The 17,641-nt window shown below is 43.4% G+C and carries 15 protein-coding genes; 2 read left to right on the forward strand and 13 right to left on the reverse strand.

The window, feature by feature from the left end; all coding sequences use genetic code 11:
• Window positions 1-63: 63 nt before the first annotated feature.
• The 13 genes from ACT3QP_RS08105 to ACT3QP_RS08165 form a co-directional block, all read right to left on the reverse strand.
• Window positions 64-591, reverse strand: coding sequence for an energy transducer TonB (locus ACT3QP_RS08105; RefSeq protein WP_444525113.1), 528 nt, complete (start codon window positions 589-591; stop codon window positions 64-66).
• A 125-nt stretch (window positions 592-716) separates the two neighbouring features.
• Window positions 717-1,904 carry an isovaleryl-CoA dehydrogenase gene (locus ACT3QP_RS08110; RefSeq protein ID WP_444525114.1) on the reverse strand — a complete coding sequence of 396 codons (1,188 nt, stop codon included), beginning with the start codon at window positions 1,902-1,904 and terminating at the stop codon, window positions 717-719.
• Between the two features lie 211 nt (window positions 1,905-2,115).
• Entirely contained in the window at window positions 2,116-3,033 is a 918-nt protein-coding gene (locus ACT3QP_RS08115; protein ID WP_444525115.1) for a hydroxymethylglutaryl-CoA lyase, read from the reverse strand.
• Between the two features lie 15 nt (window positions 3,034-3,048).
• Window positions 3,049-5,160 carry an acetyl/propionyl/methylcrotonyl-CoA carboxylase subunit alpha gene (locus ACT3QP_RS08120; protein WP_444525116.1) on the reverse strand — a complete coding sequence of 704 codons (2,112 nt, stop codon included), beginning with the start codon at window positions 5,158-5,160 and terminating at the stop codon, window positions 3,049-3,051.
• A 69-nt stretch (window positions 5,161-5,229) separates the two neighbouring features.
• Entirely contained in the window at window positions 5,230-6,024 is a 795-nt protein-coding gene (locus ACT3QP_RS08125; RefSeq protein ID WP_444525117.1) for an enoyl-CoA hydratase/isomerase family protein, read from the reverse strand.
• A 21-nt stretch (window positions 6,025-6,045) separates the two neighbouring features.
• Window positions 6,046-6,783 carry a hypothetical protein gene (locus tag ACT3QP_RS08130; protein ID WP_444525118.1) on the reverse strand — a complete coding sequence of 246 codons (738 nt, stop codon included), beginning with the start codon at window positions 6,781-6,783 and terminating at the stop codon, window positions 6,046-6,048.
• Between the two features lie 45 nt (window positions 6,784-6,828).
• Window positions 6,829-8,439: a carboxyl transferase domain-containing protein gene (locus tag ACT3QP_RS08135; protein ID WP_444525119.1), complete on the reverse strand. Its 1,611-nt coding sequence runs from the start codon at window positions 8,437-8,439 to the stop codon at window positions 6,829-6,831.
• Between the two features lie 135 nt (window positions 8,440-8,574).
• Complete coding sequence (locus ACT3QP_RS08140) at window positions 8,575-10,371, reverse strand: AMP-binding protein (RefSeq protein ID WP_444525120.1); 1,797 nt, start codon at window positions 10,369-10,371, stop codon at window positions 8,575-8,577.
• A 359-nt stretch (window positions 10,372-10,730) separates the two neighbouring features.
• Window positions 10,731-11,966, reverse strand: a complete 1,236-nt coding sequence (locus ACT3QP_RS08145) for an FAD-dependent oxidoreductase (protein WP_444525121.1) — start codon at window positions 11,964-11,966, stop codon at window positions 10,731-10,733.
• Window positions 11,967-12,151: 185 nt separating this feature from the next.
• A complete protein-coding gene (locus ACT3QP_RS08150; protein WP_442074878.1) occupies window positions 12,152-12,883 on the reverse strand; it encodes an amino acid ABC transporter ATP-binding protein in 732 nt (243 codons plus the stop codon).
• A 165-nt stretch (window positions 12,884-13,048) separates the two neighbouring features.
• Window positions 13,049-13,720 (reverse strand): ABC transporter permease subunit, encoded by a 672-nt coding sequence (locus ACT3QP_RS08155; protein WP_442074876.1) that lies wholly within the window; start codon window positions 13,718-13,720, stop codon window positions 13,049-13,051.
• The gene (locus tag ACT3QP_RS08160; protein ID WP_442074875.1) at window positions 13,717-14,463 is read right to left on the reverse strand and encodes an amino acid ABC transporter permease; all 747 of its coding nucleotides are present in this window, start codon (window positions 14,461-14,463) and stop codon (window positions 13,717-13,719) included. Before ACT3QP_RS08160 ends, ACT3QP_RS08155 begins: the two co-directional genes overlap by 4 nt.
• 98 nt (window positions 14,464-14,561) lie before the next feature.
• Entirely contained in the window at window positions 14,562-15,533 is a 972-nt protein-coding gene (locus ACT3QP_RS08165; RefSeq protein ID WP_442074874.1) for a glutamate/aspartate ABC transporter substrate-binding protein, read from the reverse strand.
• Window positions 15,534-15,888: 355 nt separating this feature from the next.
• On the opposite strand from ACT3QP_RS08165, the gene hslO reads away from it, so the two are divergent.
• Window positions 15,889-16,869, forward strand: coding sequence for an Hsp33 family molecular chaperone HslO (gene hslO, locus ACT3QP_RS08170; protein ID WP_444525122.1), 981 nt, complete (start codon window positions 15,889-15,891; stop codon window positions 16,867-16,869).
• A gap of 166 nt (window positions 16,870-17,035) precedes the next feature.
• Window positions 17,036-17,641: hypothetical protein (locus ACT3QP_RS08175; RefSeq protein ID WP_444525123.1), on the forward strand; the 606-nt coding region annotated here is incomplete at its 3' end.

Genomic DNA, 17,641 nt, shown 5'->3' on the forward strand with positions numbered 1-17,641 from the left:
CTGAAAAGCAGGACGTCTGAGGCGTTCTGCTTTTTTGGTTTAACACGTCTGATTTTTTCTCGCTTATTGTGCTCCAAATGTAATTGGTATATCAACCCTACCTTCTACAGCCTTTCCTTTTCTCAAAAAAGGCTTAAAACGAGCTGATTTAAGTCTTCTAGCCACCCATCTATCTATATCTGTTATACCACTACTCTCAATCACTTTTACATTTCTGATACCACCTTGCGTATCAACGCGCAAGGAAAAAACCATTTTTAAATCTGTTCTATAACACTGGATAACATTTCCATATTGGTCATACGAACAATCAGTTAAGTATGAATGCATAAAACGATCAAGTCGTTCAAAATTTGGCGGTGTCAACCAGCTAGCATCTTGACTAGCAAACTTAATAACGGGTTCAGGACTAGACAAATCAACTATTTCTGCTTGTGCAGGCGTTATACTCGCTGTCATCGTAAACAATGCAAACATAGTGACTAACAAGCTATAAGCACCGATAGATTTTATATTACTGAGAAAGAGAGAAGCTGTATCGTTGGAAGCTATGTGATTAAGATCGAACTTGGTATTTCGTTTACGAATCATTATAAAAGTCTTTTATTTAAGTCATTAAAAAGTGCCACGCTATGAAAGACATAACGTAGCACATTTTTAGTTTCATAGTGAACATAATTCGATAAAAATTAGCTAATTATTTATGCCTATTAGGATTATTTGGTCTCGTTAAACAACTCACGACCGACCAACATACGGCGGATTTCACTGGTTCCTGCGCCAATCTCATATAGCTTGGCATCACGCCAGTAGCGACCAAGTGGATACTCGTTGGTATAGCCGTTACCGCCAAATATTTGAATGCCCTCGCCTGCCATCCATGTGGCTTTTTCGGCACACCATAGAATCACACTGGCACAATCTTTACGGACTTCTCGGCTATGACCAGCACCGCGTTGGTCTAGCATGTCGAGATTTTTACCAACGGTATATAAGAAGCTGCGACCTGCTTGCAGTATCGTATACATGTCTGCGACTTTACCTTGGATAAGTTGAAACTCACCAATTGCTTGACCAAACTGCTTACGGTCGTGGATATAAGGCACGACATTGTCCATCACCGCTTGCATGATACCGATAGGACCTGCGGCCAATACCGCGCGCTCATAATCTAGGCCACTCATCAGTACCTTAACGCCTTCATTGAGACCGCCCAAGATATTTTCGCTCGGTACGGTCACATTGTTAAAGGTCATCTCGCCAGTATGACTACCACGCATGCCAAGTTTGTCCAGCTTTTGCGCGGTACCGAAACCTTCCATACCTTTTTCAACGATAAAGGCTGTCATGCCTTTGCCACCCAACTCAGGATTGGTCTTGGCATAGACCACCATCACATCTGCATCAGGGCCATTGGTAATCCACATTTTGCTGCCGTTCAACACATAGCTGCCATCTTTTTCTTCAGCTCTGAGCTTCATGCTAACGACGTCTGAGCCAGCACCCGTCTCACTCATTGCCAAGGCACCGATGAATTCACCGCTGACCAGTTTTGGCAAATACTTTTGTTTTTGTGCCTCAGAGCCATTACGTTTGATTTGATTGATACAAAGATTAGAGTGTGCACCATAGCTCAGTGCTACCGATGCCGAAGCACGGCTAATCTCTTCCATCGCGACCATGTGTGCGACGTAGCCCATATTAGAGCCGCCGTACTCTTCAGGAACGGTGATGCCATGTAGGCCGATGTCACCCATCTTTTGCCATAGATCCATTGGGAACTCATCGCTGCTATCAATCTCGGCAGCACGTGGGGCGATTTCATTGGTTGCAAACTGCTGCACCATATCGCGTAATGCATCAATATCTTCGCCAAGCTGAAAATTCAATCCAGGTAAACTCATAACTCTTCCTTGTGTTTTAATATTTTTAAATTTCGAATTTTAATCTGTTTTTTAAAGCCATTGTATTTTTGATACCGCTTTTAATGTCCTAGTCAATTCAATGTGAAAGTATGACAAGACAACCGAGTGTCGATGTATATCGAATACTTCAAGCGAGGTTAACGCTGTCATACTTTTATAGTGGATTGACTCTATTTAAGACTGACGTTTATTAATGGCGTTTATTGATGATGGCACGTGCTACATTTGAGCCATTTGGGCGCTTTAAGAACTCGCTGATACGCTCGCCTGCTACGATCAGTTTATCCAAATCGATACCCGTACTGATACCCATGCCATGCAGCATATACACCACGTCTTCGGTCGCGACATTGCCCGTTGCGCCTTTAGCATAAGGACAACCACCCAGACCAGCCACCGAGGTATCAAATTCACTAACACCCATTTGTAGTGCCGCTAAGGTATTGCTCAATGCTTGACCATAAGTATCATGAAAATGACCCGATAGCATAGAGATATCAGCATATTCTAAAGCGGCTTGTAACGCACGCTGCACTTTGAGCGGTGTACCAACACCAATTGTATCGGCAATACCAATCTGCTCCGAACCGATCTCAACCAATCGTTTGGTGACGTAGGCCACTTGGTTAGGATCAATTTCGCCTTCATAAGGACAACCGACCGTACAAGAGATAACGCCTCGTACCTTGATACCCTGCACCTTTGCAGCCGCTACCACTGGTGCAAAACGCTCAATGCTCTCATCGATACTACAGTTGATATTTTTTTGGCTAAAGGTTTCACTGGCTGAGCCAAAAATGACAATCTCATCAGGACGATGCAAGATAGCATTTTCAAAGCCGCGCATATTAGGTACTAGTACCGAGTAGCAAACGTCCGTCTGCCGCGTAGGCGCGAGTGCATTAAGCAACTCGCTGTTATCGCCCATTTGTGGCACCCATTTTGGCGAAACGAAACTGGTCGCCTCTAACTTCTTGACACCGGCTGCAATCAAATCATTGATAAGCGTCTGCTTAACCTCAGTCGGTACCGTCGTTGATTCGTTTTGTAGTCCATCACGCGGACTGACATCGACGATTCTGACCTGCTCTGGATACGAATGGCTCATGCTTATTATCCTTTTCTATTCGCTTTCACTATCGATACGTAATAGCTCATCACCATCAGCGACTAAGTCACCTGCTCCAAACAATAGCTCTGCAACCACACCATTCGTCGGTGCCGTAATGGTATGTTCGATTTTCATGGCTTCGATGACTGCCAGTGGCTCACCTTTTTTTACGGTATCACCAACCGCTACTTTAAAGGCAACCACTTGCCCTGGCATCGGCGACTTCAAGCTACCAACCGCTGCTGTGTCTTCGCCTACATGCGACATGATATCAACAAGTGTAATTTCATCACGTCCGCTATCTGTGAACACATGGACAGTCTCATTATTTACCCAGCTTTGGGCACTGATACGCGCACCCTCTAACCACAAGGTATGATTATGCGCGTCACTGCTGTCATAGCTGATCTGACCTTCATAAACCGTTTCGGTTTGCGCAGCTACATTGACATTGCTATTATCCTGCGTATTTAAGATTTCTTTGCCAATAACGAGCGCAAAGCTACTGAGACTATCACCACCTTTTTTGCTATCAGCACAACTCGCATTGTGCCAATTACTGATGCGAGCGCTATAAGCCTGCTCATCATAAATCAAGCTAAATGAACGAGTATAATCGCTATAAGCACGGAAACCTGTTGCCTTACTAAAAGGATCTGAGCCCTGTGTGGTCGCTTCGCTCACAAGCTGTTGCGTAATAGCTGTCACCGCAAGCGTGGATAACCCAATAGGATGCTGATCAAAAAGCTTGTCTTGCTCACGCTCTATTAAGGCCGTGTCGAGATTGGCTTTGCTAAATGAATCGGTATTTAAAATATAACATAAGAATGCCACGTTGTTTGGCAGACCCACAATACGTGTCTGCGCCAATGCACGATCGAGTCTCGCCAACGCTTGCTCGCGTGTGGGAGCATGGACGATAAGTTTAGCAATCATAGAATCGTAAAAGGGACTGATCACATCACCCTCACGTACGCCATCATCGATACGTACATCAGTGCCACTTTTATCAATAACAAACGTACTATGCTCAGGCTTTTGATAAGTGAATAACGTCCCTGTCGCTGGCAAAAAATTATTATCAGGGTTTTCGGCACAGATACGCGCCTCGATAGCATGACCATTGATAGTCAGATCGTCTTGCGATTTTGGCAATGGCTGACCTGCCGCGACCAACAGCTGCCACTCGACCAAATCGACACCCGTAATCGCTTCACTGACTGGATGCTCAACCTGCAACCGCGTATTCATCTCCATGAAATAAAAATTCATAGCGTCTTCACGCTGCTCAACGATGAATTCGACTGTGCCTGCGCCGACATAATCGACTGCACGAGCCGCTTCGATAGCCGCTGTCCCCATTGCCTCACGCATCGCAATATCAACACCCGGTGCAGGCGCTTCTTCTAATACTTTTTGATGACGGCGCTGTACGGAACAATCACGCTCAAATAAATGCACATAGTTGCCATGTGTATCACCAAATACTTGGATTTCGATATGGCGCGGTTTTAAGGCGTATTTTTCAACCAACACTTTGTCATCACCAAAGCTGGTAATGGCTTCACGGCGACATGAGTCTAGCAAGTCAATAAAATCGCTGCTTTTTTCAACGATACGCATACCTTTACCGCCACCACCAGCGCTGGCTTTAATCAGTACTGGATAGCCGATACTATCGGCTTGCTGCTGCAAAAATCCTGCATCTTGATTGTCACCATGATAGCCCGGTATCAGCGGCACGCCCGCCATTTCCATCAAGCGCTTGGATTCAGACTTGCCGCCCATAGCGCGGATAGCATCAGCCGATGGACCGATAAATACCAGTCCTGCATCCTGACAAGCTTGCGCAAAGTCAGCGTTTTCGCTCAAAAACCCATAACCCGGATGAATCGCTTGGGCGCCAGTTTCAAGCGCTAACGCAATAATAGCATCGCCTTTGAGATAGCTGTCTTTCGGTGCCGAACCCCCTAAGTAGATAGCTTCATCACAGACAGCCACATGCTTAGCACTGCGGTCAGCATCAGAGTAAACAGCAACGGTACTGACGCCAAGACGCTTAGCAGTCGTAGCCACTCGGCAAGCAATTTCACCACGGTTGGCGATTAGAATTTTAGAAAACATAACTATCCCTGTGTCTTGTCGTTGTTATTTGACATCTTGTCTATTTGCTCATTTATCTATTGTTTATCGTTAGTCTGCTGTCATCCAATCAGGTTTACGTTTTTGCAAAAACGCCTGTACCCCTTCTTTGCCTTGTTTTGATGAGCGGATATCAGCGATACCTTTTACCGTATCAGCGATTAGCTTATCAGTGATGGGCGCATCAGCGACATCGTGTAATAGCTGCTTGCAAGTTTTGACTGCATCAGGGCTGTTTTTGACGACTTTGCTACAAAATATAGCGACCTCATCAGCCAGCCATTCTTCGCTAACACGCTCATGGATAAAGCCAAGCTGCCGTGCCTTTTTGGCATCAAACACTTCAGCACTTAAGAAATAACGCTGCGAGGCTCTAGCACCCAGTGCTCGGATGACATAAGGGCTAATCGTTGCAGGGGCTAACCCCAAACGTACTTCACTTAAGCAGAAATTAGCAATCTTCACAGCGATGGCCACATCACAGACGGCGACTAATCCCATGCCACCTGCATAAACATCACCTTGAATAGCCGCAACGGTTGGCTTTGGACATTCGTAAATAGTCTTAAGCATTTGCGCCAATTTGTCCGCGTCTGCTAGGTTTTCCTCGTAGCTATAATCTGCCATGGCACGCATCCAGTTCAAATCAGCACCTGCACAGAATGCCTTGCCAGCAGCTGCTAATACAATGACACGCACGTCATCATCAGCGCCAAGCGTATTAAATGCATCGGTTAGCTCAGCAATCATTTCATCGTTAAAGGCATTACGTATCTCAGGACGGTTTAGTGTTACAGTGGCGACGTGCTGCTCCACTTTAACCAATAGGCTTTTATAATTGTTCATAAGTATTCCAATATATTAAAACTACTTTTTACGCAATGCTTCAATACGATTTAAAACTGAAGTTGCATTTGAATTCTCACCATCTAGATGATTCAGCGCTATCAACCTTTTACAAGCCGTTTCCAAGGAAGATAAGGCAAAGAACAACTCATCATTTTGATCTATTTTTTCTTCAGAAGACTCTAATCTTTCAATAACAACTATAAAATCTTTTAAGATTGCTGAATATATTTTCTTACTAGTTTCATTATCGTTCGTTTTTTCATGGATGATTGCTGACTTAATCATGCCATCACCAACTAAAGCATAATTCGTGTTGAAAAAGTTCAGAATTATATTCGCATAGATATCCGTAGCACTTAATTCATAGTCAATTAAATTTTTATCCGATAAATAATGTACAACATTAAACGCTAAGCCTCTGAGATTATCGCTAGCAAAGTAAACCGACGCTGAACGAACTGTTGAGTTTTTAGGTAAATACAAAGAAAATTCTTGAATTGCATTAAGACATGCAGCAAGCTCATCTAGATTATTCTCTAACTCTTCATTTGATAAAGAAGTAATAAATCCAACTCTTTTTTGTATATCATCCAACTTCAGATTGATGACCTCTTGTTCTGTCAACTCGTCGTTACTTATCATACTGTTATTTTCCGAATAGCTATTTATTTTCTCAAAAGCAAGCTCACTATGAGCACTATTAACATATCCAATTACCACAAACAGGAGTGTTAAAACCTTAATAGATTTAGACATAACAACCCTTTGGCCAATAATATTTCAATAAAGAGTGTATATAAATTACATTCTAAAAACACCAAACGTCGTCTCTTCAATCGGTGCGTTGTAGGCAGCGCTTAATCCTAAAGCCAATACTTGACGGGTATCAGCAGGATCAATTACGCCGTCATCCCACATGCGTGCAGTGGCATAATACGGATGACCTTGCTCTTCATACATCTCACGAATCGGCGCTTTAAATGCCGCTTCGTCCTCATCACTCCACGCTTCGCCTTTGCGATCAAAATTATCACGCTTGACCGTTGCCAGTACTGACGCTGCTTGCTCGCCGCCCATGACAGAGATACGCGCATTTGGCCACATCCATAAGAAACGCGGGCTGTAAGCGCGGCCACACATACCGTAGTTACCAGCACCAAACGAACCACCGACGATGACCGTGAATTTTGGCACTTTTGCATTGGCCACAGCCATTACCATTTTGGCCCCATGGCGAGCAATACCTTCGTTTTCGTATTTACGACCAACCATAAAGCCCGTAATGTTCTGGAGGAATACTAATGGGATTTTGCGCTTACAGCACAGCTCGATAAAGTGCGTACCTTTCTGTGCTGATTCACTGAACAAGATACCGTTGTTTGCAATAATACCGACAGGCATCCCTTCGATATGAGCAAAACCACACACCAAAGTAGTGCCAAAACGTGCTTTGAACTCATCAAAGGCACTATCATCAACGATACGCGCAATGATTTCTCGGATATCAAATGGCTTGCGCTTGTCTGTTGGAATGACACCATATAGCTCTTTGGCGTCATAACGTGGCGGACGTGGTGTGATTTGATTAGGGATGTTTTTCGCAGGACGATTTAGATGGCTAACGATGTTTCGCGCAATCGATAGCGCGTGGGTATCATTTTGCGCTAGATGATCGACCACACCTGATAGTCGGGTATGTACATCGCCGCCGCCCAAGTCTTCTGCGGTGACCTCTTCACCAGTTGCTGCTTTGACCAGCGGCGGACCACCCAAAAAGATCGTGCCTTGCTCTTTTACGATAATAGACTCATCGCTCATGGCAGGTACATAAGCACCGCCAGCTGTACAGCTACCCATAACCACAGCAATCTGTGGAATACCTGCCGCACTTAGATTGGCTTGGTTAAAGAAAATACGGCCGAAATGTTCTTTATCAGGGAATACATCATCTTGATTCGGTAAATTAGCACCACCTGAATCAACCAGATAAACGCATGGCAAATGATTCTCTTGTGCGATTTCTTGGGCACGTAGATGCTTTTTGACCGTCATTGGATAGTACGTGCCGCCCTTTACCGTGGCATCGTTACAGACAATCATACACTCGATGCCATTGATACGGCCAATACCTGCAATCACGCCAGCCGCTGGAATCTCTTCGCCATACATATCATGTGCAGCCATTGGTGCCACTTCTAAGAACGGCGTGCCTACATCCAATAAACGCTCGACACGCTCACGTGGTAACAGCTTACCACGCGCTAGATGCTTGGCTCGTGCGCGCTCTGATCCGCCTTGGGCAACTTTACGCAAGTGACCATATAAGTCATCGACCACCGCTTGCATGGCGGCACTGTTTTGCTGAAATTCAGCGGCGTTTGGACTCAGTTTACTGGTTATGATAGCGCTCATGACATCCCTTTTTCTTTAATACGCAGATACATAAATGCGAGTGGCTTTTTTCTTTTAGTCTTGACTCATAATAATAATTTTCAATATAACAGATCTGAAATAGTCTTTAGTATTACAGGTTAAGTCATCATCTGACTACAAACCTAGCTCTTCTTTCATTTGTTCAATGATTTTATATTTCTGAATTTTTCCAGTGATGGTCATTGGATATTCGGTCACAAAACGATAATAAGTCGGTACTTTATAATGGGCAATATGCTCGCTACAGAACTGGCGAACTTCCTCTTCCGTCAAGCAACCAGGTTCTTTTGGAATAATCCACGCTGCTAGCACTTCTCCATAACGCTCATTTGGTATACCAACGATTTGCACATCACGAATTTTTGGATGGCGATAAAGATAATTTTCAATTTCTACTGGATAGATGTTTTCACCACCGCGAATCACCATGTCTTTACTACGACCAACAATTTTTACATAGCCATCTTCGTCCATGGTGGCCAGATCACCCGTATGCATCCATTCATCCTGAATAGCGGCACGCGTTTTAAAGCGACTACCCCAATAGCCTTTCATCACTGAATAACCGCGTGTCAGTAACTCACCGGTCTCGCCCAGCGGTACAATTTCACCTGTATCTGTATCGACAACTTTGACCTCAAGCGCAGGCTGTACCAGTCCTACTGTCGAGACTTGTTTATCAAGCGGCGTGTGCTCATTGGTCTGACAAGATACAGGACTGGTCTCTGTCATACCATAGGCAATGGTGACTTCCTGCATGTGCATCTTGTCAATGACACGGCGCATGACTTCAATCGGACAGCTAGACCCAGCCATAATGCCAGTGCGCAAGGTAGACAAATCGAAGTTTTCAAACTCAGGATGGTCAAGCTCGGCGATAAACATCGTAGGCACACCATGTAAACCTGTACACTTCTCTTCTTCGACGGCTTGCAACACTGTCAACGGCTCAAAACCATCGTTCGGATAAACGATACAACCACCATGCGTGAGAATAGCTAAGTTACCAAGCACCATACCGAAACAATGGTAGAGTGGCACTGGAATACAGAGTCTGTCCTCTTCAGTAAGGTTCATGGCCTCACCGATGAAGTAGCCGTTATTTAAGATATTGCGATGGCTTAATGTTGCCCCTTTTGGTGTACCAGTTGTACCACTGGTGAACTGTACATTGATAGCATCGGTGTTTTTAAGCTGCGCTTGACGCTCGGCAACACGCGGATCGTTAGCATCGCCCTCGCTCATCCATGCAGAGAATTTTTGCATAAAGCCAAAGGTTTCTTCAGATGCTGGCTCATCAACCCAAATGATGCGCTCAATCGTTGGAATCTCAACCAAGTCAAGCTGAGTGTAGTCTTTATGATAAATCTCAGGGCAGAGTTCACGGATTAAACTGGCATAGTCACTGGTTTTGAAATGGCGCATCAGTACGAGCGCTGAGCAGCCCAGTTTATTTAAGGCATATTGCAGCTCAAAGGTACGGTAAGCGGGATTGATATTAACGAGGATAACGCCGACTTTTGCCGTGGCCAATTGCATGAGCAACCACTCGGCATTGTTGTGCGACCAAATACCGATACGATCACCAATCTCAAGCCCCATCTCAATCATACTACTGGCTAGCTGGTTAACTTGTTGCTGTAGCTCTCGATATGTCCATCGGATATTCTGATGGCGGACGACCAGTGCTTCGCGCTCAGGATATTTGGAGACAATAGCATCAAAAAAATCACCGATTGTCGCTTCAATTAGCGGTACATCAGGACCTTGATCATAGCTTTGGGTAAGTGGTGCATTCGCTGATCGTGCACCCATATTGATACTAGGAATGCTATTTAAAATAGTATCAAAATCAATGTGAGTCGCATCGAAGTCAAAATGAGTCGCATCGAAATCATAATTTTGAGTCATAACGAGTCCTTTCGTTTTACTTTTTTTGGTACTGATTGATCACTTGTATACAAACCTTCTTCCTTGATGAGGTCGTACATAGTGTTTAGCTACTATAACGCCATAAACGAAAGCCTGTCAATAATATCAATACAATATGTATCATTTAATTAGAATATAAAATACTCGCTCAGAGAAACATAAGATAGAATCATGGCAAATATTTGACACAAAAAAAGCCAACCACATCATAGATAATGTGGCTAGCTCAAATATTGATACTGATTTTCAACTAAATCTTCTAGAAAAGAATCTAACAAAGGATATTGTCTATAAATAATAATCCGATAGAAATTTGTCAAAAGATCGCATTATAATCGTTACGCTTTAGGAACTACAGGCGCTTTAATCGTTACCGTTGCACTCACCTCATCACTATCATTTAGCAAGTCCATCACCAACTCTTCATCGCTTTCTGTCTTAACCTGCCAGTTACCAATCGCTTTTGGTACACCCGTAACCATGACAGAAATAGCTTTGTTTTTTAGGCGAATCATTGGTGGCTTATGAGCATAACCAGCATGGTCTAGGCCCAATATATCATCAGCAATAGTAGCAGCCTGCGCCCGTAACGGTGCCACATAACGGCACGGTACACCATCGATAGACATGCAATCACCAATCGCATAAATATTAGGTGTACTGGTACGCAAAGTTGGCGCATCCACCACGATACCCGTGCGACGATCAAACTCCACACCAGCAGCAGCAGGTAATGTATCATTGACTGTCAAACCTGTACTGGCAATCACATGGTCGACCATAAGTGGTTCAATTGGCTTAACAGCAGCACTTCCTTTTGTGGCTGAAGGTAGTGCCTCGTAACTAACTTCTAGTTTTCCATCACTATCCTCACTGGTGCCATCACTGATACGAGTAATACCCGATACTTGATAACCGCCTAAAAAGTTAATCCCTTGTGACTTCACTGCTTGAGCGATACGAGCCGTCGCTTGTGGTGGTAGCATTTGTGATAGCGGCGCATCGTTTAAATCAATTAATGTCACCTGATGACCAGCTTTAAGTAAGTCCTCTGCAATCTCCGTCCCAACCATGCCCGCGCCAACGATAGCTACATGCTGACTGCCAGTGGCTAGTTTTTCTTGCAACTGTCCAAAGCGCTCAATATGATTGACGTGCCAGACCAAATCCTCTGGCAAGCTTTTTGGAAAAATAGGATGCGCACCCATGGCAAGTACTAGCTTGTCATAGCTGATCGTAGCGTAATTGGTATAAACGGGATCTGAGCGCAGTGCAGAAACCAGTTGTAATTCTTGAGTGCTAGCGTCAACATCCGTCACTTGCGTGTTGGCAAGCAGCTTAACATTTGCAGCCTCTGCAGCATCAACACCAGTCGCTCTGACCAAGTCTGCTGCACTTTTCTTTTGGCTAATCGCCATGGTCAGCATTGGTTTGTGATAACGGTCACCACTGTCGGCAGTAATTAAAGTAATCGGGATGTCTTTGTCTTTTGCACGAATCGCATCGATCACATGCCAGCCTGCCAAACCTGCACCAATAATGACGATACCATTATTTGATTTTTCTACATTCATATTAGCTCCGATATAGATAATAGATTATTTTAATTGTTAGAATATTGACCGTTATTGTATCAGTAAACAGCTATTCACTTATACAGTCAACCATATCGATATCGTAGTTAAATATATCAATCTATCCCCACAAAAAAAGCGCCTATTAATAGACGCTTGAAAGTATGAAAAAGCCAAATATAGTGTTAGTGATTGAGAATCTTTGATAAGAATTGCTGTGCACGCTCACTTTTCGCGCCTTCAAAAAACTCATCTTTGCTACAATTTTCTACGATATGACCTTCATCCATAAAGATAATACGGTTGGCTACCTGACTGGCAAAGCCCATTTCGTGCGTCACACACATCATGGTCATCCCATCACGCGTCAGCTCTACCATCACATCGAGCACTTCCTGAATCATCTCAGGATCAAGCGCCGAGGTTGGTTCATCGAATAACATCGCCACAGGATCCATCGCTAGCGCACGTGCAATCGCTACCCGCTGCTGTTGACCACCAGACAACTCCGCTGGATATTTGGCCGCTTGCGCAGTTAGTCCCACGCGGTCTAGATAGGCCATGGCTTTTTGCTTGGCTTCGGATTCTTTACGTCCCAATACTTTGATTTGCGCGACTGTCAAATTATCGATAATCGTCAAATGCGGAAACAACTCAAAATGCTGAAACACCATGCCTACGCGGCTGCGCAGTTTAGGCAGATTGGTCTTTGGGTCACCGACAGAGATACCGTTGACCATGATGTCACCTTTTTGAAACAGCTCAAGTCCATTGACCGTTTTGATCAAGGTCGATTTACCGCTGCCCGATGGACCGCAAACGACGACAACATCCCCTTTATGCACATGAGCGGTACAGTCAGTCAGCACTTGAAAGTCACCATACCACTTACTGACATTAGCAATTTCAACCACCATCTCGTCACTAGCATGACCACTATTGGTAACCAGTCCACCAAAGGCATTTACGTACGTATCAGCATTGCTCATTACTGGCTCCTAACCACATTATTCTTGATAATCGTCATTAACAATCATTGTTTAATAAAAGACTTAATTCTAAAATTACCACTCAAAAGGCTATTAGAACCGTAAACGCTTTTGAATTTGTTGTACACCAATAGAAGCACTGACACTAATCACAAAATAGACAGCACCAGCACCTAATATATAAGGTGTGAGTAAACCCATCAGCTCTCCGCGCACGTAAGCAGCACGGAAAAAGTCCGTCAAACCAATCGCAAATACCAAGGTAGTATCTTGGAATAAAATAATACATTGCTGCAAAATAAGCGGCAGCATCTTGCGAAAGGCTTGTGGCAAAATCACCAAACGCATGGTCTGCCCATAAGTCATACCCAATGCTTTAGCAGCATTGACCTGCCCACTACCAATGGACTGAATACCAGCACGTACCACTTCTGAAAAATAAGCCGCCTCAAACATCATAAAAGCAACCACACAAGAAGCAAACGCAGCATCTAACTGCAAATACTTACCAGCGATCCAAAAATAAATCATTGGCACAGCAAAATAGAACCATAACAATACCAACAGCAATGGCACTGAGCGAAAGTAATTGACGTATAGCTTTGCCGGTAGCTCTAACGCCTTGATACCAGACAAACGCATTAACGCCAATACCGTACCTAAGCTGATACCACCAAGTATCGCCAAAAACAATACTTTTAAGGTAGTAATCATACCACCCATTAAACCAGGATAAGCCGTGGCTAGTTCGGTCATCATATTCATTTTTGACCTCCTGCAATCAAACCAGGCACGCGTAGTTTACGCTCAATCAAACCCATAATGGCAATCAAGGATAAATTGAAAACCAGATAGATAATCGTCGCGTAAGTATAGATCTCGATGCTGTTTTGAGTATATTCACTGATGGTTTTGGTTTGACTAATCAGCTCCATGACACCTACTAAAGAAGCAACCGAGGCATTTTTGAAGCAGTTGGTGAGCTCAGAGCTGAGCGGCGGTAAAATAATTCGAAAAGCCTGCGGTAGCAGTACTTCCTTATAAACTTGAGGAATGCTAAAGCCCAGCGCATAAGCGGCATTGACCTGCCCATCAGGTAATGACTCAATACCAGTACGTACTTGCTCAACGATACGAGCCGCGGTAAACAAGCCAAGACCAATACTCGCTGATAACATGGCTGAGGTATTGGGAGATAAGTCCTTATACCACCATTCTTGTATCGCGGGTGTTAGCCAGCCTGGGGCAATATAGAACCAAAAAAACAACTGTACTAACAATGGAATATTACGAAAAAATGTGACATAAGCCGTACCAATTGCACGAGCAGTCTTATTGGGTAAGGTACGCATGATACCAAAGATGGTACCCACTACCATAGCAATAGCCCACGCAATACTGCCTATTAACAATAGCCAGCCGAGACCAGTAATCATCCAGTGGATATAAAGCTCGCTACCAATGCCCGTATGCTCAAAGAGCACACCCCAGTTCCAGCTATAATTCATGGTTTGTCTCTCCGAATAGCAATTGAAAATCTTACGTGCCAAATGGACAATAACTTCCCATCTGAACACGTAAGCAAGCTAGGTTTGAAGGACAATAATTACTGAGCCTCTGCTTCTTTTGGCTGTGCACTGTCATGCGGATTGGCAATCAATGCTTTTAGATTGTCAGACATCTCAAAGTTCAGGTTGACATTTTTCGGTGGGATTGGGTTCAAGAACCATTTGTCATAAATACTGTTAATCTCGCCTGAACTAAAGACGTTAGCCAATGCTTCATCGACCACTGCTTTGAACTCTGGATCATCATTACGCATCATACAGCCATAAATTTCAAACGACTGAGGCTCACCAACGATGACCCATTCATCAGGATTTTTTGCTTTGGCTTTTTCGCCAGCAAGCAGTACATCATCCATCATAAAGGCATCGGCACGGCCTTGCTCTAACATTAAGAAAGCTTCACCATGATCTTTGGCAGAGATAATATTGATATCCATGCTGTTTTCGTCATTGTACTGACGAATATAACGCTCTGAAGTTGTTCCTGCTGTAGTGACTAGTGTTTTGCCTTTTAGGTCTTCAAACTCTTGAATACCAGAGTCTTTTTTGGTTAGCAAGCGCGTACCAATTTCAAAGAAACCATTAGAAAACGCGACTTGTTTTTGGCGCTCTTCGTTATTGGTCGTTGAGCCACACTCAAAATCGACTGTGCCGTTTTGTACCAATGGAATACGTGTTTGTGAGGTAATCAAGTTATAACGAATTTGTAGATCTGGCATATCTAGCTTTTCTTTGACAGCATCAACGACTTTCATTTCCAAATCGTGTGCATAACCGATAGGCTGATTAGGATCGTCAGCGATATAAGAGAATGGGATAGAGGAATCACGGTGACCAACAACGATGGTTCCAGAGTCTTTGATTTTTTGTAGCGTACCATTCATGCTCTCTGACGTGGCACTATCATCTGCTGGCGCATCGGTGCTGGTTTCGCTGCTATTATTACAACCTGTCAAAGCCAATGCTACCAATGCAGCTAAAGTCAACGGTTTAGAAAAGAAGTAAGTCATGAAAAACATCCTTTTATCACAAAGTTAAATGAGCGCTTGGACGACATAGGTCTGGCAATTGGCTGACCTTACTATCCCGCATCCATACGATTGTTGCTGGTATTTATCAAAATGAAACTTAAAGTTACTGTACAACAAATTTATGCTAGAAGGTAATTTTTTTTAATAAAGTCATTATTTTGTCATATCTTTACTTTCTTATAATCAAAGGCAAACACTCATCACGGCCCTGTTCGAGCAAAAAACTTTAGAGGATTATTAAAAAAATAGACATACATACAGAATAAAAGAGCTGATTGATAAATCACGATGAATCCCCATAAAGTTAACAACTTCCCAATACTACAAATGACTTATGACACAAGACACTCAAGCCCCAAATACGGACAGCCAAACCGCTAGCAACCACAGCGATAATGATGTGCGCCAACGCTTCTTTATCGAAGATTCTCCCGTGCGTGGTGACGTAGTGCGTCTCTCACGCAGCTATGCAAGTACAATTGCCCAAAAGCCCTACCCTGAAGCCATCAAACGCTTATTGGGTGAAATGCTGACGGCAGCGAGTTTGCTAATCAGTACGGTCAAAATAAATGGTCGTTTGTCCATTCAACTACAGTCATCGGACAGCGACAGCTTGCTTAACTGGGCGATGGCAGAATGCGATCAAAACGGTGTTATCAGAGCGCTTGCCAGCTGGAAAGCTGAAACTGATGAGCAGGTACAAGCATGGAACAATATGCTCCACGCCAAAGAAGCGTTTGCAGAGCTAGGCGCACCCGGACAGGGCGTCTTATTTATCAATATTCAGCCTGATGGTGGTGAGCCTTATCAAGGTATCGTTGAGCGCAGCCATGACAATCTGGCAGACTGCTTAGCCCATTATCAAAAGCAATCAGCTCAGATTCCAACATTGATTAATCTGGCATCGGACGGTCTACAAGCAGGTGGTATATTGGTGCAGATGCTACCTCGTACTGCCGCAGAAACTTATGAGGTTGAGCAAAACGAAGATGCGGGTATTGACGATGATTTATGGATACGCTTATCTGTATTGACACGCACAGTCAAGGCCGAAGAGCTGACGACGCTTGATGCTAACGAGATTCTATATCGTCTGTATCATGAAGAAAATATCGTTGCCCCTGAACCTGCTCCATTGTCATTTGGTTGCACTTGCTCACGCGAGAAATGTGAGACAGCCATTGAACAAATCGGTGAAGCAGAAGCCTTGGAAATCGTAGCAGAGCAAGGCGGCACGTTTGAGATGGATTGCGGTTTTTGCGGTGAAATCTATAAGTTTAATAAAGATGATATCGCAGCAATATTTGCTGAGTAAGTTGTCTTACTTACTATAAATTAGCCTTTATAGAAATACTAAAACCCCTCAAGTGTGATGCTTGAGGGGTTTTTGTTTTTCAATGAAAGCTTTATTAAACCAGATTATTTTCTAGTTTCATTGCTATAATCAATTATAGATAACTTGGTTAAGATGAGCTAAAACAATGAACTATAAAAAGATAGATTGGGCAGTCGTTGGTACTATTGCTTGGGTTGTTCTCTGGCTAATCCTTTTAGCAATAGGCTTTGATAGCTTAGAAGGATTTGGTGGACTAGGTGCCTTTTTATCAGGTATTTTCGCACCGCTTGCACTACTCTGGTTCTATAAAAGCTACAGAATACAAAGTAATGAATTAAAACTTCAACGAGAAGAATTGACTCTACAACGCCAAGCATTACAACAATCTGTCCTGGCGCAAGAAGGCTCAGAAATAGCCTTAAAAGAACAGTCTAAAGCTATGAAAGCTCAATTATCTGTGGTTGAGAAGCAATTAGAAATTACGAAACAACAGTTGGAAATATCAACTGAAGAAAAGGATATTAATAAACCCAAGTTCTTTGTAGAACTAAGTTTTATACAACTTGGTCAAATATGTGATAGCAATCTCAATCAAAAGAACTTTGAAGTAAGCTTTGAATATGTGAATACAAGAGGACAGGCTGATATTAGAGATATCGAATGTATAGTCTTAAGACAAAATCATACTGATTTCCCAATAGCTAAATTTCTAGAGCAACAACTTTTCAAAGTTACATTGGATGCAAATATT

Source organism: Psychrobacter sp. AOP7-B1-24, from assembly GCF_052376215.1.
GTDB lineage: Bacteria > Pseudomonadota > Gammaproteobacteria > Pseudomonadales > Moraxellaceae > Psychrobacter.